This is a genomic window from Paenibacillus sp. JT31N11 (assembly GCF_056269285.1).
Genome location: NZ_JBWDNQ010000010.1, coordinates 143,968 through 166,218, shown reverse-complemented (window position 1 = coordinate 166,218; position 22,251 = coordinate 143,968). Strand labels below are relative to the sequence as shown.

The 22,251-nt window shown below is 51.2% G+C and carries 21 protein-coding genes; 12 read left to right on the top strand and 9 right to left on the bottom strand.

Annotation, left to right across the window (positions count from 1 at the left end; translation table 11 throughout):
* The first annotated feature begins 31 nt into the window (after positions 1-31).
* The 3 genes from AC0YNV_RS28140 to AC0YNV_RS28130 all read left to right on the top strand — a co-directional run bounded on the left by AC0YNV_RS28140 (position 32) and on the right by AC0YNV_RS28130 (position 3,100).
* Positions 32-1,036 carry a glycosyltransferase family 2 protein gene (locus tag AC0YNV_RS28140; RefSeq protein WP_475771010.1) on the top strand — a complete coding sequence of 335 codons (1,005 nt, stop codon included), beginning with the start codon at positions 32-34 and terminating at the stop codon, positions 1,034-1,036.
* Complete coding sequence (locus AC0YNV_RS28135) at positions 1,005-1,397, top strand: GtrA family protein (protein WP_475771009.1); 393 nt, start codon at positions 1,005-1,007, stop codon at positions 1,395-1,397. Before AC0YNV_RS28140 ends, AC0YNV_RS28135 begins: the two co-directional genes overlap by 32 nt.
* Before the next feature lie 92 nt (positions 1,398-1,489).
* Positions 1,490-3,100, top strand: coding sequence for a glycosyltransferase family 39 protein (locus AC0YNV_RS28130; protein ID WP_475771008.1), 1,611 nt, complete (start codon positions 1,490-1,492; stop codon positions 3,098-3,100).
* Between the two features lie 95 nt (positions 3,101-3,195).
* Here the strand turns inward: AC0YNV_RS28130 and AC0YNV_RS28125 are convergent, their stop codons facing one another.
* Complete coding sequence (locus AC0YNV_RS28125) at positions 3,196-3,540, bottom strand: MmcQ/YjbR family DNA-binding protein (RefSeq protein ID WP_475771102.1); 345 nt, start codon at positions 3,538-3,540, stop codon at positions 3,196-3,198.
* 392 nt (positions 3,541-3,932) lie between these two features.
* Between AC0YNV_RS28125 and AC0YNV_RS28120 the strand changes: the two genes are divergently transcribed.
* A complete protein-coding gene (locus AC0YNV_RS28120) occupies positions 3,933-4,256 on the top strand; it encodes a helix-turn-helix domain-containing protein (RefSeq protein ID WP_475771007.1) in 324 nt (107 codons plus the stop codon).
* A 607-nt stretch (positions 4,257-4,863) separates the two neighbouring features.
* On the opposite strand, the gene AC0YNV_RS28115 is transcribed toward AC0YNV_RS28120, so the two are convergent.
* Positions 4,864-5,076, bottom strand: a complete 213-nt coding sequence (locus AC0YNV_RS28115; protein WP_210045197.1) for a hypothetical protein — start codon at positions 5,074-5,076, stop codon at positions 4,864-4,866.
* A 116-nt stretch (positions 5,077-5,192) separates the two neighbouring features.
* Positions 5,193-5,363: a hypothetical protein gene (locus AC0YNV_RS28110; RefSeq protein WP_475771006.1), complete on the bottom strand. Its 171-nt coding sequence runs from the start codon at positions 5,361-5,363 to the stop codon at positions 5,193-5,195.
* A 250-nt stretch (positions 5,364-5,613) separates the two neighbouring features.
* Between AC0YNV_RS28110 and AC0YNV_RS28105 the strand changes: the two genes are divergently transcribed.
* The 3 genes from AC0YNV_RS28105 to AC0YNV_RS28095 all read left to right on the top strand — a co-directional run bounded on the left by AC0YNV_RS28105 (position 5,614) and on the right by AC0YNV_RS28095 (position 7,706).
* A complete protein-coding gene (locus tag AC0YNV_RS28105; RefSeq protein WP_475771005.1) occupies positions 5,614-6,543 on the top strand; it encodes a class 1 isoprenoid biosynthesis enzyme in 930 nt (309 codons plus the stop codon).
* Positions 6,544-6,612: 69 nt separating this feature from the next.
* Positions 6,613-6,861: an NHLP leader peptide family RiPP precursor gene (locus tag AC0YNV_RS28100; protein WP_475771004.1), complete on the top strand. Its 249-nt coding sequence runs from the start codon at positions 6,613-6,615 to the stop codon at positions 6,859-6,861.
* Between the two features lie 230 nt (positions 6,862-7,091).
* Positions 7,092-7,706, top strand: coding sequence for a PH domain-containing protein (locus AC0YNV_RS28095; RefSeq protein ID WP_210045201.1), 615 nt, complete (start codon positions 7,092-7,094; stop codon positions 7,704-7,706).
* Between the two features lie 24 nt (positions 7,707-7,730).
* Here the strand turns inward: AC0YNV_RS28095 and AC0YNV_RS28090 are convergent, their stop codons facing one another.
* A complete protein-coding gene (locus AC0YNV_RS28090; RefSeq protein ID WP_475771003.1) occupies positions 7,731-9,641 on the bottom strand; it encodes an ATP-binding protein in 1,911 nt (636 codons plus the stop codon).
* A 182-nt stretch (positions 9,642-9,823) separates the two neighbouring features.
* Here AC0YNV_RS28090 and AC0YNV_RS28085 point away from each other — a divergent pair, with 182 nt between their 5' ends.
* From AC0YNV_RS28085 to AC0YNV_RS28075, 3 genes are all read left to right on the top strand, one after another.
* On the top strand, positions 9,824-10,627 hold the full coding sequence (locus AC0YNV_RS28085; RefSeq protein ID WP_475771002.1) for a M15 family metallopeptidase: 804 nt from the start codon (positions 9,824-9,826) through the stop codon (positions 10,625-10,627).
* 182 nt (positions 10,628-10,809) lie between these two features.
* Complete coding sequence (locus tag AC0YNV_RS28080) at positions 10,810-11,568, top strand: class I SAM-dependent methyltransferase (protein ID WP_475771001.1); 759 nt, start codon at positions 10,810-10,812, stop codon at positions 11,566-11,568.
* Positions 11,569-11,666: 98 nt separating this feature from the next.
* Positions 11,667-11,900 carry an NHLP leader peptide family RiPP precursor gene (locus AC0YNV_RS28075; protein WP_475771000.1) on the top strand — a complete coding sequence of 78 codons (234 nt, stop codon included), beginning with the start codon at positions 11,667-11,669 and terminating at the stop codon, positions 11,898-11,900.
* A 67-nt stretch (positions 11,901-11,967) separates the two neighbouring features.
* Here AC0YNV_RS28075 and AC0YNV_RS28070 read toward each other — a convergent pair whose 3' ends face one another.
* The 4 genes from AC0YNV_RS28070 to AC0YNV_RS28055 form a co-directional block, all read right to left on the bottom strand.
* The gene (locus AC0YNV_RS28070; protein WP_475770999.1) at positions 11,968-13,893 is read right to left on the bottom strand and encodes an ATP-binding protein; all 1,926 of its coding nucleotides are present in this window, start codon (positions 13,891-13,893) and stop codon (positions 11,968-11,970) included.
* Between the two features lie 197 nt (positions 13,894-14,090).
* Positions 14,091-14,420 carry a DUF1904 family protein gene (locus tag AC0YNV_RS28065; RefSeq protein WP_475770998.1) on the bottom strand — a complete coding sequence of 110 codons (330 nt, stop codon included), beginning with the start codon at positions 14,418-14,420 and terminating at the stop codon, positions 14,091-14,093.
* A gap of 182 nt (positions 14,421-14,602) precedes the next feature.
* Positions 14,603-15,400, bottom strand: coding sequence for a hypothetical protein (locus tag AC0YNV_RS28060; protein ID WP_475770997.1), 798 nt, complete (start codon positions 15,398-15,400; stop codon positions 14,603-14,605).
* A 132-nt stretch (positions 15,401-15,532) separates the two neighbouring features.
* On the bottom strand, positions 15,533-18,115 hold the full coding sequence (locus AC0YNV_RS28055) for a family 78 glycoside hydrolase catalytic domain (protein WP_475771101.1): 2,583 nt from the start codon (positions 18,113-18,115) through the stop codon (positions 15,533-15,535).
* A 220-nt stretch (positions 18,116-18,335) separates the two neighbouring features.
* Between AC0YNV_RS28055 and AC0YNV_RS28050 the strand changes: the two genes are divergently transcribed.
* Both AC0YNV_RS28050 and AC0YNV_RS28045 read left to right on the top strand, forming a co-directional pair.
* Positions 18,336-19,193, top strand: coding sequence for a helix-turn-helix domain-containing protein (locus AC0YNV_RS28050; protein WP_475770996.1), 858 nt, complete (start codon positions 18,336-18,338; stop codon positions 19,191-19,193).
* A 72-nt stretch (positions 19,194-19,265) separates the two neighbouring features.
* Positions 19,266-20,570: an SEC-C metal-binding domain-containing protein gene (locus tag AC0YNV_RS28045; protein WP_475770995.1), complete on the top strand. Its 1,305-nt coding sequence runs from the start codon at positions 19,266-19,268 to the stop codon at positions 20,568-20,570.
* A gap of 57 nt (positions 20,571-20,627) precedes the next feature.
* Here the strand turns inward: AC0YNV_RS28045 and AC0YNV_RS28040 are convergent, their stop codons facing one another.
* Positions 20,628-21,911, bottom strand: coding sequence for an MFS transporter (locus AC0YNV_RS28040; protein ID WP_475770994.1), 1,284 nt, complete (start codon positions 21,909-21,911; stop codon positions 20,628-20,630).
* Between the last annotated feature and the right edge of the window lie 340 nt (positions 21,912-22,251).

The window sequence follows — 22,251 nt, the reverse complement described above, 5'->3', positions numbered from 1 at the left end:
ATTGCAAGGCGAGAGAGGAAGCATAACCGACGTGAAACGATCCCTGCCCGAGTTGTCCGTCATCGTACCCGTCTATAATGAAGCCGCTCATATCGCCCGTTCGCTCCGGATCATCGCCGATACGCTAAAGTCCATTGCCGCAAGCTTTGAACTGATCGTGGTTGATGACGGTTCAAGGGACCGGACCTGGGAGCAGCTGGTCAAACTGTCGGCGGATCTGCCCCAGCTGACGACGATCCGGCTCAGCCGGAATTTTGGCAAGGAGCTGGCGCTCTGTGCAGGAATGGAGCATGCCAGAGGCGCCGCGGTCATTGTGATGGACGGCGACCTGCAGCATCCTCCTGAGCTCATCCCCCAGATGGTGCGCTTGTGGCGCGAGGAGGGCTTTGAAGTCATCGAATGCGTCAAGGAAAACCGGGGCGAAGAAGCAGCAGGCAAAAAACTCGGCGCGCAGGTCTTCTATGGCTTGCTGAGCTACCTATCCGGTTATAAGCTGCAGGGCGCCTCCGATTTCAAGCTGCTGGACGCCAAAGTGGTGGAGTCCTGGCGTGAGATGCCCGAGCGGGTAACCTTCTTCCGGGGCATGACCGCCTGGCTGGGCTACAAACGGACAACAGTGTCCTTCTCGGTGCCCGCAAGGGAAGAAGGAGCAAGCCGCTGGAATTTATTCAACCTGATCAAGCTCGCCGTTCAGGCGATTGTATCCTTCTCCACGATTCCGCTTCGTCTGGTCAGCATTATCGGGGCGCTGTTTCTGGTCGGGTCCATCGCGCTTGGAATCAACACCCTTGTCCAGAAGCTGCAGGGCACAGCCGTCACAGGCTTTACGACCGTTATTCTGCTGCTGCTGCTGATCGGCAGCTTTCTGATGATCTCCCTTGGCATTATCGGAGAATATATTGCCGCTATCTATCATGAGGTGAAGGGCCGTCCCCGCTACCTCATCGCTGATAAACACGAGAACGCCCTTGCCTATACGTGGGACGAAACGGGGGACTCGGGCGATGCGTTCGCTGCTGCAGCACTCGATCGTTAAATACGCCGTTGTGGGCCTGCTGGGAACAGCGCTTCATTTCGCTCTGCTTGCAGCTCTGGTGGAATGGGCCGGCTTCCATCCCGTTGCGGGATCGGTACTGGGCTTCACAGTCGTGCTGGCTGTCTCCTTTGTGCTGAACAAGCAGTGGACCTTCCAGGAAACGGAGAACGGCAAACAAGCCGGTTACCGGCAGTTCATGCGTTACAGCATCGTTTCCGGCTCCGGCCTGTGTCTGAATACGCTTATTATGTATGCCGCCGTAGAGTGGCTTCACCTGCCCTATTTGCTTGGTCAGGTATTGGTTACGGTTGTCGTACCCGTACAAAATTATCTGTTCAACCGGAACTGGACCTTCCGTTAGTTCCGAATCTGCCTGCAGGAGGCAGCAGACCGGACGAGAAAACAAGATTGAGATTACCCCTGACAACCTGACCCGAAGGGAGGCTGCCGCCTGTGATCCGCTCCAAGCGTGCGCTGCCGCTGCTGCTGTTCATTCTTATTTTCGGCGCTGAATTTGCGCTTGGCTATTATATAACCGCCATAATAGGCTATATGCATTCCGATGCGATCAGCCGGGTAGCCAATGCATTTTATGTGCTCTACAGCCGCGATCCCCATTTGGGTGCGATCGGATTCGTATGGAATCCGCTGCCCAGCCTGCTTGAGGTGGGCATGCTGACGCTTTATCCTTTATTTCCGGCGCTCGCCACCGCCGGTATTGCTGCTGTGATTCAGTCCTCGGTATTCGCGGGCCTTACGGCGACGCTGCTCTACAACGCCGGTCGGCGCTTCGGGCTGTCCGCTCACATGAGCACGTTGTTCGCGCTGCTGTACAGCCTGAACCCCTTTATCTTTTTGTTCGGCGCTAACGGGCTCAGCGATGCGCCTTATGTCTATTTCCTCATGATGACCGTGATCCAGTTCTCCCTATGGCTCAAGAACCGTCAGACCAGCGCCTTGATCGTTGCCGGCTTCGCGCTTTCTCTGGCCTTCTGGACCCGTTATGAAGCCGTTCCCTTCGGGGTCTCGCTTGCACTTGGAGTGGTTATTGCTGTCTTGTGGATGCGGGTATCCGCAGTGGAGAAACGAGGGACGCTGAAAGAAAAGCTTTATAAGGTCGAGGCGACCTGGATTCTGCTGCTGCTCCCCGCCCTGTTCTCAGGACTGCTGTGGATCTTCTTCAACTATATTATTATGGGGAACCCGCTTTATTTTCTAAATTCGGAGTATTCCAACGTGGCGCAATCCGGAGCGCTTCAGAATGATGCCGCCTTTCAGGAAATCTTCCACAGCCCTCTTCTTGCTCTGGGGTTTGTGCTGAAGAAGACGCTCTGGTTCGCCATTCCCCTGCTCTCGATCATGCTGCTGCGGCTGTTCAGCGGCCGGCTGTTTCGCTGGGATATGCTTATTCTGCTGCTGCTGTTCGCAGCTGTCCCGGCTTTGCAATACCTGCTGCTGCTGCGGGAATCATCATTTGGCTGGTTCCGTTACTTCATGTATGTGTTTCCCGTCACCGTCGCCTGGATTCCTTATGAGCTCCAGCACTTTGGCAAGGGCGCACGGCAGCGTCTGGCGTTCACAGTCCTGACCGCCGCTATGCTCGGCACGGCAGTGCTGCTTTCCTATGCCATGACCGATCCCGAGATTGCACCGGACGAGAACACCTTCCTCCATATCAAAACCGGCAACGAGCATTATGCCGCGCAGACCTTTGAACGTCAGATCGCCGATTATATGGATGAGCATTATCCGGATGCGACGGTTCTGGCGGACTCCTACTCCGCTTACAATATCATCGTGAGCAGCCGGTATCCGCGCAAATATTTGATCACCAGCGATTACTTGTTCAAGCAGGCCGTGAAAGACCCGCCGGGCAATGATATCGACTATATTCTTATTCCCCGGCCGAAGGAGAATATCCCCACCAGCGCCGTGAATGCGGAATTTCCGACCTTGTATGACGGAGGCATTGATTGGGCCACGCTTGTGCATGACTTTGACGGACAATGGCGCTTGTTTAAAGTGAAAAAATGGATGGGGCCGGACTCGGCCGAGGAAAAATAAATAAACGGATAGTCCCCCTCTGACAGCAAAAGCGGAAGCAGGACCAACCTGCTTCCACTTTCTGCCCGATCCGCTATTATCCCTAACCAAAAAGTTCATTTCCCTCCTGAACCCATCTGCTCCCGCGCCGCTTTGGGCAGGCCCTTGTATACCAGCTCGTAAGAATGATCGATCATGGACTTGATCTCTTCACTGGTGAGCGATCCATCCACGCGGATCGAATTCCAATGCTTCTTATTCAAATGATATCCCGGCGTCACCGCCTCATGCTGTTCACGCAGATTCTCCGCTATGACCGGATCGCATTTGAGCGAAATCGCTTGTCCCGAGAGAAATGCGAAAATTTTGCCTCCCACCTTGACCACCATGGTCCCTGGACCGAACGGGTACTCCTTGACCGCACCCGGTTTGTCCAAACAATAATCCGTCAGCATTTCCATCGTCGGAGCGCGCCCTCCCTGCTTGTCGAATTCTTCCCGCCAGATCAGCTCGGATTGTGATTCTTCAATCCAATATATCATAAGCTTTTCTCGTTTTCGCTGATTTTGATGCATAATATACAGCATAATCGACAATACAATGGCAGCGACAAGCGCCGTTAATGGATGAACGCCTCCCGTCCAATACATAAATTGCTTTCCTCCCCTGAATAATCCCAAGCCCATATTCATATTACATGAACTATTTCCTTATTTTAGCGGTTATTTCACTCATTTTCAAGACACAATAACATGTATCGTGAATAAACCCCTTCCTTCGCCAATAAATGGGGTTATCCGTGTACAATTAAAGATAATGATGACGACCATTTCAATTAAAAGAGTTGATAACAATGATCGGCAAGCGTTTACGCGAGCTGCGCAAGGCCCAGTCCATGACGCAGGAACAGCTCGCTTCCTTTTTGAAGACCGCCAAATCGACCATTTCCCAATATGAAAATAATATTAATGAACCTGATCTTGGGACGCTTATCCGGATCGCGGATTTTTTTGCGGTGACTCTCGATGATTTGGTTGGCCGGGAGATGACTTACCCCATGGCCAAGGACCGCGGCTCCGGCAGCGTGTTTAAAGAATCGCTGACCGAGGACGAATCCAATTATTTGCTGGACAGCTTGACGATATACCGCAAATGGATAGCCGGGGGAAAAGAATAGCGCTTGCTGTCCAATTCCGGCGCTGTACGAACTCAGCCGGGACTTAAGCCATTCAATGAAGAGGGACTGACGCGATGTCCGCAAACGTCAGCCCCTCTTTTTAAACTTATAGAATTTATAGCCTTTCACATCAAGATAGATTTCTATAAGTTCTGAGGGTTGTTTATAGCGGGTTATTTCTGTGGTTCTTAAAGCACAAGTCCAACACATACACTGACTGCCGGCTGATGCCAAAACCCCAAGCTCAGGCAAGACAAGACTCTGGCTCCGGTACAGGCATTGTAAACGCTGCCAATCGCTCGAAAACTTTACGCCATTTCCCTCCTTCATCTGTGATACTGCTTCTGCTGCCGCCAATTTCAACTCCTCTATCAAAAGATGATGATGCTCTTAGTATATACGATGTTGATTTTATCAACCATATGAAGTTTTTCAGCACCCATGAATCCATGACGATCATGAAGAGGAACCGGCTTCGCCATCCTTTGTCTGCAGAGTTAGTTCCTTCCCTCAAACCTTATAGAAATTTATAGGCATGCAGCTTGTAAAGGCTATAAGGTCAAAAAGAAACCGGGGCATCCATTGCCCCGGTTTCTTCCGGTGTTTCTTATACACCCATTTTCTTGCGCTGGTTGTTCACTTTTTTTGTATTTTGGCTTCTCATTACTTGTTGGTCTCCGCCTGGGCCAAACTTCTGTTTGCCGCCGTTTGCCTGTTCAAGCTTCTTCTGGGCCAGCTTCTGCTTCACGGCATCAGCCAGCGATACTTTCTTGGGCTCCTGCTTCTCTTCAGCATTCGGTGTTGTTTGTTCCTCTGACACGATATCACCTCATCTGTTGTGTACTGGTTATATTGTAGCTCTTTTTCAGCTTTCTTTCCAGTTTATTAATGGATTTGGGCATAGCATGTCTACAAGTTTCTCCATGGAGCCGCGAATTATTCTCTCAATGCATCCTTCAGTTTCGAGGACATGGCATCCTGCTGCCTCAGTCGAAGCAGGCCCCGCAGTTTGGCGACTTCACGCTCAAGCCGCTGCTTGTCCTCCGTTAATGCCGCAATTTCCCGCTGCGCTTGCTCCAGGCGCTCCGTTAACAAAGCCTCATCCATCCGGTCCCCTCCTATCTCATTCGCCATACCGTCAGTTGTCCTCTATTGTAGCCCGAAATAAACCCGGAGAACAACTCCTGCGCCCGGGTATAATTTGATTTCACAATGGTGATATACCTGCCGGCAAGCCCCCTCCAGCCTTCCACGATTTTTAAATAAAGGATATTGTTAGGTATTATGGACTAGGTTATACTCAATTAAGAGGGACCAGAAAGTACAAAAAATCATTCATAGGGTTGTGGTCGCAAAGATGAACTGGAAAACGTCGTTTAATGGGGAACTTGCGGTTGTATTCGGGAATGCCGAAGCAGTTGTCTCCGCTTTCCCGGAGCCGCTGGCGGCACGAGGGCTGGATTATTTGGGCCAATACAACCCCCTGGTGCCGGAAAGCACCAAAAATTATATTTGCTATCTGCTGCCTTTCTGGCTGCAGGAAGCAACCGGCGCGGACACGGAAATATGCCGCAGGCTCTCTTTGGCCAATGTGTATATTATGCTCTATTTCTTTGTCCAGGATGATTTGATGGACACCTCTCCAGCCGACTGGAAGGAACAGCTTGCGCTTGGCAATTTGCTGTATGTAGCCTTCCTCGACATTTATCGCGAAACATTTCCGCCCGCCTCACCGTTCTGGCACTATTTTCGCAGTTATATTGAGGATTGGGCGGTTGCCGTGGCCACCGAGGGACAAGCTCCCTATTCCGACCGGGCATTAGCGATGAAGGCGAGCCCGGTCAAGCTGGCCAGTACCGGAGCACTGCTTCTGACAGGCCGTGGGTCGCTTATCCCCGCCGTGTCGGATACCGTCGACAGGGTGCTTACGACGCTCCAGATGGTAGATGACTGGGCCGACTGGGAGAACGATCTTGCCGAAGGCAGCGGCAACAGCCTGCTATCCTTTATCCGCAGGGAGCAGCAGCTGGCAGCCGATTCCCCGATTGCCGCGCTTGAGGTGAAACAGGCGATCAGCCTGAACGGCGCTCTAGGCCGCTTTGCCCAGATGGCATCAGAGCGTCATACGGACCTTCAGCAGGGTCCTTTTCAAGCGCCTTTTCTGTTTGCCTTCCATGAATCGCTCGTAGAGCAGCTGATACGGGCTGACAACGGCTTCTCAGCGCGCAAACGCTCATTGGTAAGAGGGGGCTTTGTCGACTGGCTCTCTAAACCTATTAAACAGTAGTAGTATTTTCCTATTTCTAATGGTAATATAAGGATTGTAATCTACTATTTTAAAAAAAAGGGTGATTCTATGACTACGATGGTCGAAAAAGGAGTTCTACAGGAACAAATTATCGAAAGAGCTTGGAACGATGCAGAATTTAAACGGAAGCTGCTTGCTGATCCGCGTACAGCGATTCAGGAAGCTTTCAATCTGGATGTTCCGGCTGCCATTCAGTTAACGACATTGGAAGAAACCCAAAGCCATTTTTATCTTATTATCCCACCGAATCCGGCTGACAGCATCAACCAGCAGCCTCTTACCGAAGAAGTTTGGTAGGACTGGCCCTTAACTTCTGATTTGCTTTACCTAACAGTTTCTCATAAGCCCGCGTGCCGGATGGAATCCGGCATGCGGGCTTTTGTACAGGGTGACAGGGCGGCGATGTGAAAGCGGGATTTCCATCCGCATCGCTGCTTCGGAAGAGTATTTTCTGCCCCTCATTCTTCCAATTTCCTGTATAATATTGAAGGGTAATACACGATCATCACGGGGAGAGGGATGAGGTTATGTTTAAACGAGTTGCGGCCGATCTGCTGGGAATCAGCGACATTGGAGCTGTCATCAAGCCAGAGGATTACGACAAAGTGGATTCCGACGATTATGTGCTGCATGAGGAAAACGAGAAAATATACTTTTTGATCAAATCAAAGACAGATGAATATTGTTTTACCAATCTTGCGCTGATCCATCTGGACGGAACGAGCGCCATCAGCAAGAAGCGCACACTTCGCCGCTACCCGTACAGCATTCATAAATTTACTCATGTGCTGCTGGAGACCGCCGGTACGGTGGATCTCGATGTGGAGATCAAATTTACGCTTGGCTCACAACACTTCTCCATCGATGTGAACAAGAAGCATATTGAAGAGCTGAAGGATCTGTACAAAGCACTGATCAAAATCGAGGAAGTCACCTACGAGAATGACATCATTGCGGGTTACGCGAACAGAAGTCTGGATATGACTTCAGGCACGCTGAGCCGGATCGCCAATGTGCAGGGCAATCTCGTGGAGCAGTTCAAGGAAATCAACCAGGCTGCCTTCATGTGGCTTGTTGAGACCCATAAGGACTACAAGGAAAAGGATTTCGGCTACGTATTTGAGAAATTCATTAACCAGTAACAGCAAAAGCGCCATATCCTGCTTTTAGGACATGGCGCTTTCCATTTTTTCGGAGGCCGCTGGAAACCGGATGATCGCTTCGGTCCCCACGCCCTTTTCGCTTTTGAATTCCAGTTTGCCCTCCATCAGCTCAATGATCCGGAAGGTGACCATCAGGCCAAGCCCGGTACCCTTCGACTTATTGGAGAAATACGGCTCTCCAAGCCGTCTGAGCATATTCTCCTCCATCCCTTCACCGTTATCGCGGATATGGATGATGATTTCCCCTTTTTTCTCATAAGCCCAAAGATGAATCCGTCCATTGCCGCGCAGCGATTCAATGCTGTTCTTAATCAGATTGATGACCGCCTGCTTCAATTTCGATGAATTCCCGCAGACATACAAGTTGGCGGGGACATTGATCTCAATTTTGCCGCCCTGCAGATTGGCCAGAGGCACCAGTATTCCTTCTACATGCGAGAGCTCTTCTGCCAAATTAAGCACTTTAATTTGCTCCAGCTGCGGCTTGGCAAAGGTCAAATAATTCGTAATGATCGTTGCGGCACGATCCAGCTCTTCAATCGCCAGCTTCAAATAGCTCCGTTCCTTCTCGTTCTGGTTGGAGCTGCTCAGCAGCTGCAGGAAGCCGCGCGTTACCTGCAGCGGATTGCGGACCTCATGGGCCACGGACGCGGCCAGCTGGCTGATGACCTCCATTTTCTCCGAACGCTGAAGCTGATAGTTGTACATCTCCAGCTCTTTGGAATATCTGACGATCTGTTCATGATTCTGCGTGAATCTTTTCCCCAGAAGGACAATGAGCGAGAAGATGAAAGCGACAACTCCCCATTTCCATAAATATAAGGTGTACTGGCTGTCCCTGGTGTAATAGAATATAAGATCGGAGACTGCCAAAGCCGCAAACAGCGAAAATCCCGTCGATATGATGATCGCATCTTTGTTCCCTTTCACCACATACACGACGGTCATCCCGACGATGAGAATGAACTGGATGATGAGCGATATGCCCAGCAGAGTCCCGGTGAAGATATGATAGAACGGGTAGAAGACGTTGGGGTAGAGATCGTACAAAGCGATAGAGAACAGGCTCACGAGCGAATAAACGACCTGGGCTCTCCGGAATTTGCGGATAATCCCGTACGGTCCGCTGCCAAACATGCACTCAAAATAGTAGGTCAATGCCGGCATAAAGATAATCATCGCGACATCGAAAAGAAAGATATATGCAGTGCCGTAGGCACCGTAATAGGTGTACATGAACGGTGAATAAATGATGATGAACAATCCGATGGAAATGATCACGGTACTGAGGGAATACCATGCAGGCAGCAGCTGCCTGCTTAGAAAAAAGGAACAGGTCAGCATGACAATGGACACAAACAGGAATGAGCTGCCCAATACAACATCCAGAATATCTACCTTAAAAAACCGGCTGGTCAGCTGCTGATAGTCTCCAATGACAACCTCCTCGGAGATTCCCAGGGATTTCATCGTCGTCTCCGTATGGATAAGCAGGCTCCTCCGCGTATCCTCCGCGCTCAGTGGAAGCAGCAGCCGGTAATCATCGTATCTGTAGGAGCGTTTGTTGTCATAGATCAGCTTGGAGTCCAGATAGACCTGCACATTCTGGCCGAACATCTTCTTAATATAAATCCCGGAACGATCAGCGATTTCCGGCAAATCGATCTTGATCCAGGCTCCTGTAGCCTCATCGGGCTTGACCGTTACAGGATCATCCGCCTGAATGGGCAGCCAGCCATCTTCTCCGAGCACAGTCTCCGGTGAATAATGGCTTGCATCACTCTCCCATTTCATTTCCCATACCTGGATAGTGATTCGATCTGCTTTCGCTTCACCGTACGCTTTTGGAGGTATAAGTGAAAGCAAAGATAAGAGGACAATAACAATCACCATCGCTTTAGGCATGGCCTTCATGGGGGAAGCACCTCATGTCTCCGAGTCGTTGTTTGCTTGTATTCGACAACATTTCCATAATAGCCTGCTTGATAGACTTCCATTCTTGCGTTTTGTTTACAAGTCGGAAACAGTCTGCACATTGTCTCGATATATTAACCGTCTACTATGGATATCAGCTGAACATTGTAGGAGGAAATGAAATGAAAACGAATAAAAGGGTATTATCCTTTATATTACTTGGTACACTGGGTGGCGCGCTAGTGTTTTCCGCTCTTGGCCAGTCTAAAAGTTATGCAAGCTCAGATGCTGCATCTGCCAAAACGGCTTCCGCAGCAAGCGGTTACGGAGGTTACCCGACCTTCAACAGCTATATGCACGCCAACGCGCCCAGTCTGACGATCAAGAAGAATGCTTCCGGACAAAGCGTCATCACCAACTCAAGCAGCATCGTGGAACTGGTAAACAAGTACCGGAACCTGCCATCCTCCTATGTGCCTGATGATCTGGTCGTACCCAAGGTTGCATTCTCCTTCTCCGGGAACAACCCCAAGAAACAATTGCGCAAGGTCGCAGCAACCGCGCTTGAGAAGCTGTTCGCAGGCGCCAAGAAGGATGGCATCACATTAAAGGCCGTTTCCGGCTACAGATCGTATGCGACCCAAAAAGCGATCTTCGACCGCAATGCGGATCTCAAAGGCGAGAAGGAAGCCAATAAAACAAGCGCCCATCCCGGCCAGAGCGAGCACCAGACCGGTCTTGCCATGGATGTATCCAGCGCCAGCGTCGGCTACGGCCTGGAAGAAAGCTTCGGCACCACCAAGGAAGGCAAGTGGCTTAAGGCTCACGCTGCTGAATACGGCTTTATCATCCGTTATCAGAAGGACAAGGAAAAGCTTACCGGCTACTCCTATGAGCCTTGGCATATCCGCTATGTGGGTGTTTTTATCGCTTCAGAAATCACCAAAGCCGATGTGACGCTCGAAGAATACTTGAAGCGTTTCTAATTTGTGACAAAACACATAGGACTGCGCCTGCCAGCGGAATAGGAACCGCCGGGCGCAGTTTTATTGTGTCCTGCTTGTTTCTGCCGGCCGGCTGCAAGGAAACGGCCTTCAAAATCAGGTTCATCCTGCCGATAAAGGAAGAAACAGACTATTGAGCAATAATACGGCAGGTGCATGATAGAATGGCAAGGATAGAATGGTTTGATCAAATGCTGACGGCCACGACCGATCTTTTTTTCAATCTGGAAATGGAACTTCTGCTGCATCAGTACGGCGGATCCGAAACGCTCAGGCTGCTTGATGTAGGCTGCGGCAATGGGGAATATTTGTCCCGTCTGAGCCGGCATTATCCGGGCTGGCAATGCACCGGCCTGGAATTGGACGAAGGCATCTACCAATATGCCAGGCTTAAGGAGACACCGAATCTGTCGTTCGTCCACAGCTCTTATGAAAACTATGAAAGCGATCACCGCTACGATCTGGTGCTCGTGAGACTGGTAGCCGCCCATCTGCAGGATCAGGGCCATTTCATGCGGTGGCTGCGGGATCGGACGCATCCGCATTCCACGATCATCATCATCGACATCGAGGATGCCGAAGAAACCCGCTGGTCGGAAAGTCTGCCGCTGTTCAGCTCTCTTTACAGTCAGATGCGCCGGCCGCTCCGCCGTACGAGACTGCTGCGGCTGAAGGACTCACTTGCGCTGGAGGCCAGGTTTCATGGATTCGCCAGCCAGCATCTCTTCCGCTACCGTGCGGCTGCAGATGCTTTGGATACCAAGCGTTTGATGTACCGTTATATGCAGCTCGTGACCGGATACCATTATGGCCATCCCTTGCCCGCTGATCGTGAAGATGAGCTTGTACAATGGTTTATGAGCCCGGACCAAACGTTCGAGGTGCATATGTTCGCTATCCTACTAAAGACTGTTGATATATAAGGAAAATAGTCAAATATGTTCATAATTTAGTAGAATATGTCGAACAAGTATGGTACAATTTTCCTGAGTATTTTATGCCAATGAAAAGGATGATGAACATGTCGGCTGAACAAGAATTGTTGAACCAAATTATTGAGAAAGCCTGGAAAGATCCGGCTTTCAAGGAAAAATTGCTTGCAGATCCGAAAGCAGCCATTCAGGAATCCTTCAACATTGACGTACCTGACGATATCCAAGTCAGCGTCGTGGAAGAAACACCGAAATCATTCTATCTGGTCATCCCTCCCGCTCCTGCAGAAGGCGAAGAGGACGATGCCGCCTCGATGTGGTGAAGAGTAAAGAGACTGCTCTATAATGGATAAGAACCAATGCGTCATAGCATTCACTATGACGCTTTTTTTATTTGGCGGATGCGCTTGGCAGCTTGATAATTGCTTCTGTCCCCAGCCCTTTCTTGCTGTTGAAGTGCAGCTCCCCGCCCATATGGTCGATCAGCTGGAAGGTTACCATCATCCCGAGCCCGGTTCCTTTGGACTTGTTCGTCAGGTAGGGCTCGCCGATTCTCGCCAGCATCATCTCATCCATGCCTTCTCCGTTATCCTCCAGATGAATGAAGACCGTTCCTTTTTTCTCATATGCCCAAAGCTTGATAAGACCGTCCTCACCCGTAGCTTCAATGCTGTTCTTGATCAGATTCACAAAGATCTGCATGAGTTTTCCCGCATTTCCCGTTACATACAGCTCCGGCCCCACCTGGATCTCCAGGCGTCCCCCCTGCAAGTCGGCCAGCGGAAACAGCATTCCCTCCACATGCTTCAATTGCTCGGATAAATTAAGGATTTCAACCGTATCCAGCTGAGGCTTGGCAAAGGAGAGATAATTGGTAATGATGACGGATGCGCGATCCAGCTCCTCAATGGCCAAGTTCATATAGCCCTGCTCCCTGATATTGTCCGAGCGCTCCTGCAGCAGCTGCAGAAAACCACGGGAAACCTGAAGCGGATTGCGCACCTCATGGGCGACCGATGCCGCGAGCTGGCTGATGACCTCTGTCTTTTCCGAGAGCTGCAGCTTCTGGCTGTAGATCTCCAGTTCTTTGGAATACTGCACGGTTTTATTGTGGGTATGGGCCATTTTACGGCCAAGCAGAATAATCAGGGAGCATACAAAGGCGACAACGCCAAACCTCCAGAACTTGAAATCGTAAAATTCGGTAATCAGATAGAACCACAGCAGCTCGCCAATGCCGACTACCGCAAATATTCCAATTCCAACGGAAAGGATCAGAGCTTCTTTACTGCCTTTCACAGCATAAATGATGGTCGAGATCACAATGGCCAGGAAATGAACAACCATAATCAGACCCAGCACCTGGACCGAAAAGAAAAAATAAATCGAATGAAACCGCAAATCGGTCGCAAGATCAATAGCCAGACAAATCATCACAAACAGGGAGTAAGCCATTTGAAATTTTCGCAGCTTGCTGAATATGCTGTAGTAGCCCGGGCCGAACATATTTTCAAAAAAGCTGATCAAGGAAGGCAGAAACAGCAGCAGGGCGACATCAAACGAGCTTACGAACAACATGCCGTATTGTCCGTAGAAGGTGTACAGAAACGGCTCATAGCAAATCATCAGAATACCGATAGACAGAATCATAATGCTCAAGGAAAGCCAGTTTTTGCGCTGCTGCCGGCTCAGAAAGATAGCTGTTACCATCATGATCAGCGAGACGAAGATAAATGCGCAGCCGAGAAATAAATCGAATAAATTTTCCCGTACATAGCTTTCTTCGAGTTTTTGATAATCGCCAACAATAATTTTCGATGCGGCGCCTACCCGTTCGGAATCCGATTCCGCCCGGATCTGAATGAATGTGTCTGAGGTCTGCGGGCTCAGGGGCAGCAGGATTCGATTGACGTCATATACAAAATCATAATCCGTTGTATAGATGAGATGGCCGCCCTCGTAGATCCGGATCCGATTGGCATAAAATTTATCTATGTATAAGCCGTCATGCTTTCCCAGCGCAGGCAGCTTGATGTTCATCATAATACTGCTATCATCCCTGGAGTGGACCGACAGGTTATTGTCAGCCAGATGGACCTGTCTCCATTCTCCCTCCGTATTCGCGTCTGCGGCCTTGATTGTATTAGACGAATCGCTTGATGCGAAGCCGCGCCCCCATTTTTGATCCCATGAGGTAATAATGGTGAACGGCTGCTTCTTCATCTCCTTCCCAGCCGCTGTAACAATAGAAATCAGCGGAATCAGGAAAGTGACAAGAACCAAGGCAATAAGCACCCGTTTCAATATAGGTTTCATCCTGCACCTCGCTTAGTTACTATGTACCTATTGATTCGACAATTTTCGATGTTGTCCCCCCTAGAATATCAATTATTATTTCAGAAATGATCCCGCTTTTGCTGAGGTCGAAAAAAAGACCCGTAAGACGCGATGTATTCGCACCGTACGGCCCATTTTTCTTCAGGGCTCACCCTTTTTGTTCAAAAACAGGCAGGTTACACACAGGGCAGTCCATTGATATAGTACTCATTCTCCCGATATACCCGAAAGGCGATTTCCAGCTCCGGGATACCAAGAGATTGAACATGGCGGGTCACGGCCCTGGCCAGCTGATCCCGCACTTGCGTACCCCGATCGAACCAGGCCACCTCAATGAACGGGTAAGTGGGCACAAGCTCCCCGCTCCACACCGAGGTGATCTGCAGGCAATCAATCGTGAAATTATTGGTATCGCACTGGCAAATAGCAGCCAGTTCCTCGACCAAACGCCCGCTGATAAGCGCCATTGACTGCGGCTCTATTCCTCTTACGGATAACTGGGGCAAAAGATTCCTTCCTTTCCTGGGCTTTTTCTCTAGTTTACTAGAAGCACGTCCAAATTAATACAGCGCCGTGAGCTCATCGTCCTGCTTTTTAGCAGGGGAAGAGCGCACGGCGCTGGGGCTGACTGGAAGACTATAATGGATAAGCATCGCAATACCTGCCGGGTGCGAAGCTCACCCCGGGCTTATTTGGCTGCTGCCATTATCTTTTCTTTCATTTCATTACGCTCACCGCTTGTGAGACGCGGGCAGGTATAACACATCTGGCCATCTTCCTGACAGTAGTACATGCAGCACGAAGAACGCATCATTATCTGTTCTCCGGGCTTGTAAGGACTTTCGATATACCGGGGGATATGATAAAACGGATTGCGCCGGAGGTTGAATACCTCAGCGCCCAGCAGCTCGGTCTGAAGCTTGTAATCATGGTTGAAGCGGGCAAGCACCTCCGGGCGTGTCTCCATCTTCAGGATATATTCCTGCATATAGACATTGCGGGCTCCGAACTGATTCCAGATCAGCTCGGGCTTGACCCCGGCGGCTGCGGCGATAGCCTTGATGAAGGGATTAACGGTTTGCTGATAATAGGATGTTAATTCACGAATCAGGAAGTCCTCGCGCTTCTGCCGCGTCTCCGGGACATCAATCCAGCGGAGCTCCTTGATCTTATAGGAGACGGAGGCATAATCCTGATTGGACATCTGGAAGGTCAGATTATCCAGCGACAAATCAAGCAGCCGATTATACTGGGCAAGGAACAGCTGAATTGTCGAGCAAAGGCCAAAGACACTCAAACCGATGAATGACGCGGTCAGAGCAGGCTTGGTCGCACGAACAAGCCTGCCGCCAACCTCAATCATCTCTTGCATCCGTTCCGGTATAAGCAGTTCGGCGGCATCCATGGAAACTTCCGGATGTTCCGCACCCTCGGGTGAAATCTGGAAATAAGCTTTCGCCAGTGAAAAGTCCATTGCATGCTCCAATGAGAAGAGCCTCCTCCTGCGTGTTAACAGCACCCTTGATACTGGATGAACTTAACAACCGATTATGAGAATGATTATCATAATCATAAGGAAATCGACTGCCAATGTCAATGGTTTCAGGGTAAAAGTCGCCTATTCGATGATGAACTCATATTGGCCCGAACCCACTTTCAACATCATCTGCTCACCGCGTTTGTCGCAGCTGAGGATGCCGGGAACCCCGGCGCTGAACCTGCCTTCCTTCCATACCATGCCTTCACTTTCCCGAATGCTGTCAAGCCCGCCATCTGCTGCAGCATCCCATTCAATCTCGGCTGTCATGGCCGGCGGCATATCCGCAATAAGCCGGATTCCCTTATTCAAACGCTCCCACCGCACCCTGACTTTTCCCCGTATCGTGGGAACAGAGGCTTCAGCGTAGGTCAGCTCCGGCGCCAGATATGGCTTGATCCGAACACGCGCGAACCCTGGCTCCGCGGGCTGAATGCCTGCCACATACTCCTGCAGCAGACGCGCCGGATATCCGTTCCAGGCATGCGAATGGGATTCGATATCCTCCCAGCCCTCCCACATCGTCCTGGCTCCCTGGCTGATCATATAGCCCCAGCCCGGATATTCCGGGTTATCAATGATTCCGTATGCGGCTTCCTGCCGGCCGTTCTCGAACAGGGCCCGCAGCAGCGGCAGACCAAGCACCGTTCTGAATTCCCGCTTCTCCGCGGCGATGGCTTCAATCAGAGCAGCCTTGTCTTCCTCCGGGACAAGCTCCAGGTATATCCCGAGACCGTTTACGCCTTGATGCGTACTCTGCGACCCCAACGCATCCCTGAACCGCCGCTTGCCGCGGTCATACAAGTACTCCAGGATATTGAGCTTCAGTTGCTCTGCCTGCCCGCTATAATAGATGCCGTCTTCTTCCCTGCCGATCAGGCAAGCTGTGTCCGCAAGTACCTTGAGGGCAGCGTACAGCTTCATATTCTGCACGGTCAGCACCTCCGATTCATGATCGACGGTGGGATAAGGCCAGTCGCTGATATGCCAGCCCTTGTCAACCGGAACCAGACCAAGCGCCCGGTCCAGAATGCCCAGGTAATAATCCGCCATCCGCTCGGCCGTTCCATAATACTTCGCCAGTACGCGTTCGTCCCCATAAATGAAATAGATCTTCCACAGCAGTGTGTTATAGTGCAGATCCCACTCCGGTATTCGCAAATTAAAATCCGGATGCCCGTTATTGGAAGGATACACGAACGGGAATGTGCCGTCGGCAAACTGTGAATCGGCAAAATCGCCCTCCACCTTCTCGAGAATGTGGCGGGCGTCGAAATTGAACAGCAGCGCCTCGGCCTGCAGGTCCGAATCGGCGAGATATTGCGCCTGCTCCCGGTGCGGGCAATCCACGACCTGGCCCAGCACATTATTCTTCTGCGTGCGGATGCAGGCCTCGTACATGTCGTTCAACAGGGAGCTTGAGCTGTCAAAGCTCCCTTCATATTGAAGATCCGTATGGGCGGACACGGCCCAGAGATTCTCGCCTGCGGCAATCTCCCCGGGATATCCGCTCACCTCCAGATACCGGAAAGCCTTATAGGAGAAATCCGGCTGCCAGCTTTCCTCTACGTCTCCGCGCATCGTATATTGATCGTAATAATAAGCTGATTTTTCATTGGACACATTGTGTTTGACATAGCCCTGTTCGTCCAGATCCTCCGAATACCGGATGCGAAGCGTAACCCCCGCAATGCCTCTGAGCCGGATAAGCGGCCAGCCGGAGATAATGCGCCCAACATCGAATACTTGCGCCTGCTGATGCTCACGGATATGAGAGGGCCGGACAATCGCAGGAACCAGCAGTTCCTCGACCGCTCCTTCGGGGATTTCCTGCCATTGACGGACCCACCGCTGCACAGAAGCGGGAGCCGGCTTGGCTTTCAACCAAGCCTCACTGCCGCCCCTTCCCGCCGTGCTCCACCGTGGCGGCAGCTTGCGGGCATCCACATCCTCAATCGCGCTTATCCGGCGGTTCTGCTGATATTTCGTCCCCGCCCGGTGCGGCGGATCGGCCAGAACCTGCCAGGAAGCGTCGGTCTTGAAGGTTTGCGAGGTGCCGTCGATATAATCCACCTCCAGCTGCAGACAGAAGCCAGGCAGCCCATTGACGTAATTCTGGCCGTCTCCGCCGAGGTAATGAGCAATGGCTCCCAGGCAATTGCGTCCCTTGTGCAGCAAATGGGAGGCATCATAGGCCAATACATATTTGCGCTTGCCGGGATTGGTCGGAGCCGGAGATCCGCTGCCGCCGATTCGTTCTCCGTTCACAAACAGCTGGGCCGCGTTATGCGCGGAGGCGAATATTTTGGCGCAGGCCACCGGCTTGCGAAGATTGATTTCCTTGCGGAAGTAGACAAAATCATTGATCATCCGCTTGCCCGGACGCCAAATCCATTTGGCCTTCCACTGCTCCTGACGGAGCCCGGTATCGAAGAAGGCAATTTCAGATTGTGCCGGAATGCCTTGTCTGTCGGTTACCGCCACGCGCCACCAGTACCGCCTGCGTCCTTCGAGGGAAGGACCGCTGTAGTCCATCTGCAGCCTGTTGCTGTCCGAGATTTCCTTCTCCCATATATCTCCCGAACCGCTGAGCAGCCGTTCATAGCTTGCTGCCACATATAGTCGTACGGATTCCGATCCCGCACCTCTCGAATCGCTGCCCAGACGCCATGAGAACCGGATTGCACCGTTATCGATCCCACAAGCGGCTCCTTATGTCCATTCACTCTCAAATGATGCACAGTCAGCATAAATGGGTAATCCTCCTGACGGGTTCCTGTTTGGATTTTGCTTATCATTATAAAGCAGAGGAGGAAGCGGACATACCGGCGATTATGCTACAATTAGGGGTAGATTCCATCCTGCTTAAGGAGATGCGCGCGGCATGACAGGCACACCGGCGATCCTGAACGGCTCCTTTTATTGGAGAGACCAGCTCCCTCTATTCATAGCCAGAGAAAGGGAATCCTTCACGCTGCCCCTGCACGTCCATGACTTTGTAGAGATTGCCTATATTGCCGAAGGCAGAGGGGTCCATTACATCGGGAACGAGCGGCTTGATGTTGAACGCGGCGATATTTTTGTTATTGCGATCGGCACTCCCCATGTATTCCGCCCTATGTCCAAGGAGCAGGATCAGCGTCTGATTGTCTATAACTGCCTGTTTGAGCGGTCCTTTATCCGCCGGTTTCAGGATTCCATTCCCTCCACCATCGGGCTTGAGCGGATGTTTCATCTCGATCCATACCCCTATTACTATTACAAAGACAATCAGGATGAGATTCTTTTCATGATGGAAAAGCTGTTTATGGAATACTCGCTGCGCCTCTGCGGCAGTGAAATGATTTTGAGCGCACAGATGCTTGAGCTGCTGTCTGTACTGTACCGCTGCGAGCAGCAGGGAAGACTCCCTTCGTCAACCGTGAGCAAGCTGGAGCCCGTTTTCAAGCATATCCATTCGCATTATCACGGGAATGTGAAGCTGGAGGAGCTTGCTGCCCTGATTCATGTGAGCGTCAGCCATCTTCAGCGGTTGTTCAAGCAGTCCGTCGGCCAGTCTTTTACGGAATATATGCAGTCGCTGCGGATCGCCAAAAGCTGTGAGCTGCTGAGAATTGCTGCGTCTGTCCGTGAAGTTTCCATACAGGTAGGCTATAATGATATTAAATTTTTTCAGACTCTATTCAAGAAAAAAACAGGAATGACGCCGCGTCAATACCGCAGCAAATATACTTCGCAGTAGCCGCATGCCGTCATCCTGCTCATATAGCCGTATATCTGCCTGTTTAAATTTAATCGTTTGGAGTGAAGCATCTTGTCAAAACCGGGAAGAAATGATCCCTGCTACTGCGGAAGCGGACAAAAGTATAAACGCTGCTGTCTGGAGAAGGACCAGCTCGCGGAGCGCGCGGGACTGGAGGCAGCCCTCCCGGAGCCGGATCTTGATTATCACCTGTCCGTAGCCGAAATCCATTCGCTCATAGATGAAGACATGGTATGGCATAATGCCCTGTACCCCATGCTGGCCCATCATCTCACGGACGGGATGGAGCCGTATTTTGAGGAGCAGCACATTATTGAAGCGGTCAGTCTATGGAACGAATTCTCCAATGTGCAGAAGCCCCTTTTCCGCAAATTCGGAGCCTACTGCGCTGCGCTGGAATACCTGGTCTGCGAGGCGCACGGGATTATAATCACGCAAGCGGAGCTCGCGAAGAAATATCAGGTATCGGTTGCAACGATCTCCAAGCGGTTCCAGGAGCTCAATGAATTTGCCGAGAACCATTATGGCGATATGCTGGATGAATACGAGAATGGGGACCATGAAGACCTTGATCATGAGGTATTCCAGCTACCGCCGCTTTCGCAGAAATCCAGAGATGCATTGCCGCTGAAATCGATCAAGCTGGCGGACGAGCTTCTCCAGAGGGCCGAACTGCAGCCGAATCGCAGGCAGCGGCTGGATCTTATTCAGCATCTGCTGGAACTGAACCCGTATTGTGCCGACGCATATTTGCTGCTGGCGGGGGCCACTTCCGATCCGGAGCAGGCTTATCTTTATTTGAGGCATGGTCTGCAAGCAGCGGAGCTTGATCTGGGTGAAGGATTTATCGCGGAGAACCGGGGGGATTTCTGGCTTATTGACGAGACGCGTCCCTATATCCGGATCAAATTCGCCTATGCCGAGCTGTGCTGGGAATTGGAGAATAAGACAGAAGCGGTCCATCATCTCGAAGATCTGCTGTCGCAGTCCCCGAACGATAGCGTGGGAGCCAGATATCTGCTGCTGGCCGTTTATCTGGACAGGAAGCGGCTGGATGATGCGGAGCGGCTGCTGGAGACCTATGAGGACGATATTGACGCTTCCTTCGCCTATGACCGCATCATTCTCGAGTTTCTGCGCCATGGCAAGTCGGCCAGGCTGAAGATGCTCTACCGGAATGCGCGGAAAGCAAACAGGCATGTGCCGGATTATTTGCTTGGCTTGATGCCTTTGCCGGAGACGATGCCCGATCTGTACAGTCCGGGAGATTCCTATGAAGCCGCACTATATGTAAACAGCCACTTTCAGCTGTGGATCAAGCTGCCGCGGCTGCTCGAGTGGATGGCTGGCCAATAGGCCGGCCCGGAGGACGGCTCAAAGCCGGAATCCTTTTCGCTCTGAGTCCGTCCTTTTTTACATTGACTTTCTTCGTGTGCGAACCTGATTGGACTTGGGCTCGGACTCCTCGCGGATCAGCCAATACATGGCATACTGCAGGACGGCCATGCTGACGAGCACAATCGGCAGCCATACGGAGTCCAGATCCTTGGATAATACAATTAGCAGCGTAATGGAGACCACCCGCCCGGCGTTCAAAAAAGCCTCCCTCATCACCACGGATTCGACGCGCAGCTGGCCCTTGAGCGGCAGCTTGCCGATCAGCCGGTAATAATAGGAGGTCAGCGAATTGCCCACCAGCGGATTGCAGATTGAGAACATGATCATGAACAGCATAACGGTCCAGAGATGCACCTCAAACAGCAGGAAGGAAGCGCCGATGAGCACGCCCGTCGAGGTCATGAGCACATATTTGCGGGCCTGCTCCTTCTTCGCCTTTTTTGAAATGATATATCCGGTAATGACCGTCAGCGATGAGAAAAACACCCCTAAGTAGCCGACCCAGTCTTCCCTGCCCACGGTTTGCAGCAGCAATATATTCGGCAAAAACAGCATGATCCCCTGGAATAGGCCCATGACGAAAAACGCGATCAGCCCCTGCAGCCACAGTCTTTCCTTGCGCATCAAGAGGCCCATCAGACGCAAATGATAAGCCTTGTGATGCGAGGGAGAAGCCTTGATGCGGAAGCTGACAATGGCAGCCACAATGAACATGATGGAAGCGATGAGGAACGTCAGGATATAGCCTTGAAGCCCCTCGTTCATTTGTATAATAAAGCCTGCGAGCGCAGGCCCGATAAGTCCTGCGGTGCTGAACACGACCATGTTGATGGCCAGAAAGCGCAGTCGGTTGCTCTCGTTCGACACGTCATACATCAGTACCAGATACCCCGTCCAATAAAATCCTCCCGCAATACCATTGAAGATCGCGAACAGGATGTAATATTCCGCGACTTTCTCCTGTGCGATAACCACAAGCAGATAGAATACGGCGATCGTCGCAATGCCGAGGCGGTAAGTGACCATTCTGTCCTTGCGCTTGGCAATCCATCCGCCTGCTGCGAACGCAAGCGGAGTAAACAGGTAAACCACGATGTTGTATGTGCCGTTAACCGTCAGGTCCTGTGTCAGGCGCCATAGGTAAAGATTCAGGAACAACCCCGACATCGAGGCCCCGAACTGGAAGCAGCCGTGTACGAACAAAGCGGTAATCGCTTCATTATTCAGCCTGTACTGGGGCTCGATACCTGTACCTCTTGAGAAATTCAATCTGAACCGCGTGCTCGGCTGCATCAACATTCGCCCTCTCCAATGTAAACAATACCTAATATTGTATCACAGCGGAAAGCGCTTTTATTTCCTTTCTCCAAGTGATTTTGGCCGGGAAAAAGGCTTCCATCCCGATATGGACCGGAATATGCGGGAAAACAGGCTGTTTTTGCGGCGGCAGAGTTAAATACGGCTGCTATTTGTAATCCCTTTCATCGGAACTTTTTATTTTCTTTCCTTGTCGCATCTTATTCATAGAGCTATATGGCCTTTCATGTTACAATAGCCGATAGATTCCATGTCACTGACCTAACCTGTTCGGATCGCAAGCTTGTACACCGGAATTATCTATCATGGATGATGGAGGCTG

Excerpts from the sequence above, each read along its gene's own strand:
- AC0YNV_RS28120 (WP_475771007.1), top strand. The coding sequence starts at position 3,933 with ATGATCGGCAAGCGTTTACGCGAGCTGCGCAAGGCCCAGTCCATGACG.
- AC0YNV_RS28110 (WP_475771006.1), bottom strand. The coding sequence starts at position 5,363 with ATGGATGAGGCTTTGTTAACGGAGCGCCTGGAGCAAGCGCAGCGGGAA.
- AC0YNV_RS28135 (WP_475771009.1), top strand. The coding sequence starts at position 1,005 with ATGCGTTCGCTGCTGCAGCACTCGATCGTTAAATACGCCGTTGTGGGC.
- AC0YNV_RS28080 (WP_475771001.1), top strand. The coding sequence starts at position 10,810 with ATGGCAAGGATAGAATGGTTTGATCAAATGCTGACGGCCACGACCGAT.
- AC0YNV_RS28050 (WP_475770996.1), top strand. The coding sequence starts at position 18,336 with ATGACAGGCACACCGGCGATCCTGAACGGCTCCTTTTATTGGAGAGAC.
- AC0YNV_RS28090 (WP_475771003.1), bottom strand. The coding sequence starts at position 9,641 with ATGAAGGCCATGCCTAAAGCGATGGTGATTGTTATTGTCCTCTTATCT.
- AC0YNV_RS28040 (WP_475770994.1), bottom strand. The coding sequence starts at position 21,911 with ATGTTGATGCAGCCGAGCACGCGGTTCAGATTGAATTTCTCAAGAGGT.
- AC0YNV_RS28125 (WP_475771102.1), bottom strand. The coding sequence starts at position 3,540 with ATGGAAATGCTGACGGATTATTGTTTGGACAAACCGGGTGCGGTCAAG.
- AC0YNV_RS28095 (WP_210045201.1), top strand. The coding sequence starts at position 7,092 with ATGTTTAAACGAGTTGCGGCCGATCTGCTGGGAATCAGCGACATTGGA.
- AC0YNV_RS28105 (WP_475771005.1), top strand. The coding sequence starts at position 5,614 with ATGAACTGGAAAACGTCGTTTAATGGGGAACTTGCGGTTGTATTCGGG.
- AC0YNV_RS28075 (WP_475771000.1), top strand. The coding sequence starts at position 11,667 with ATGTCGGCTGAACAAGAATTGTTGAACCAAATTATTGAGAAAGCCTGG.
- AC0YNV_RS28070 (WP_475770999.1), bottom strand. The coding sequence starts at position 13,893 with ATGAAACCTATATTGAAACGGGTGCTTATTGCCTTGGTTCTTGTCACT.
- AC0YNV_RS28100 (WP_475771004.1), top strand. The coding sequence starts at position 6,613 with ATGACTACGATGGTCGAAAAAGGAGTTCTACAGGAACAAATTATCGAA.
- AC0YNV_RS28085 (WP_475771002.1), top strand. The coding sequence starts at position 9,824 with ATGAAAACGAATAAAAGGGTATTATCCTTTATATTACTTGGTACACTG.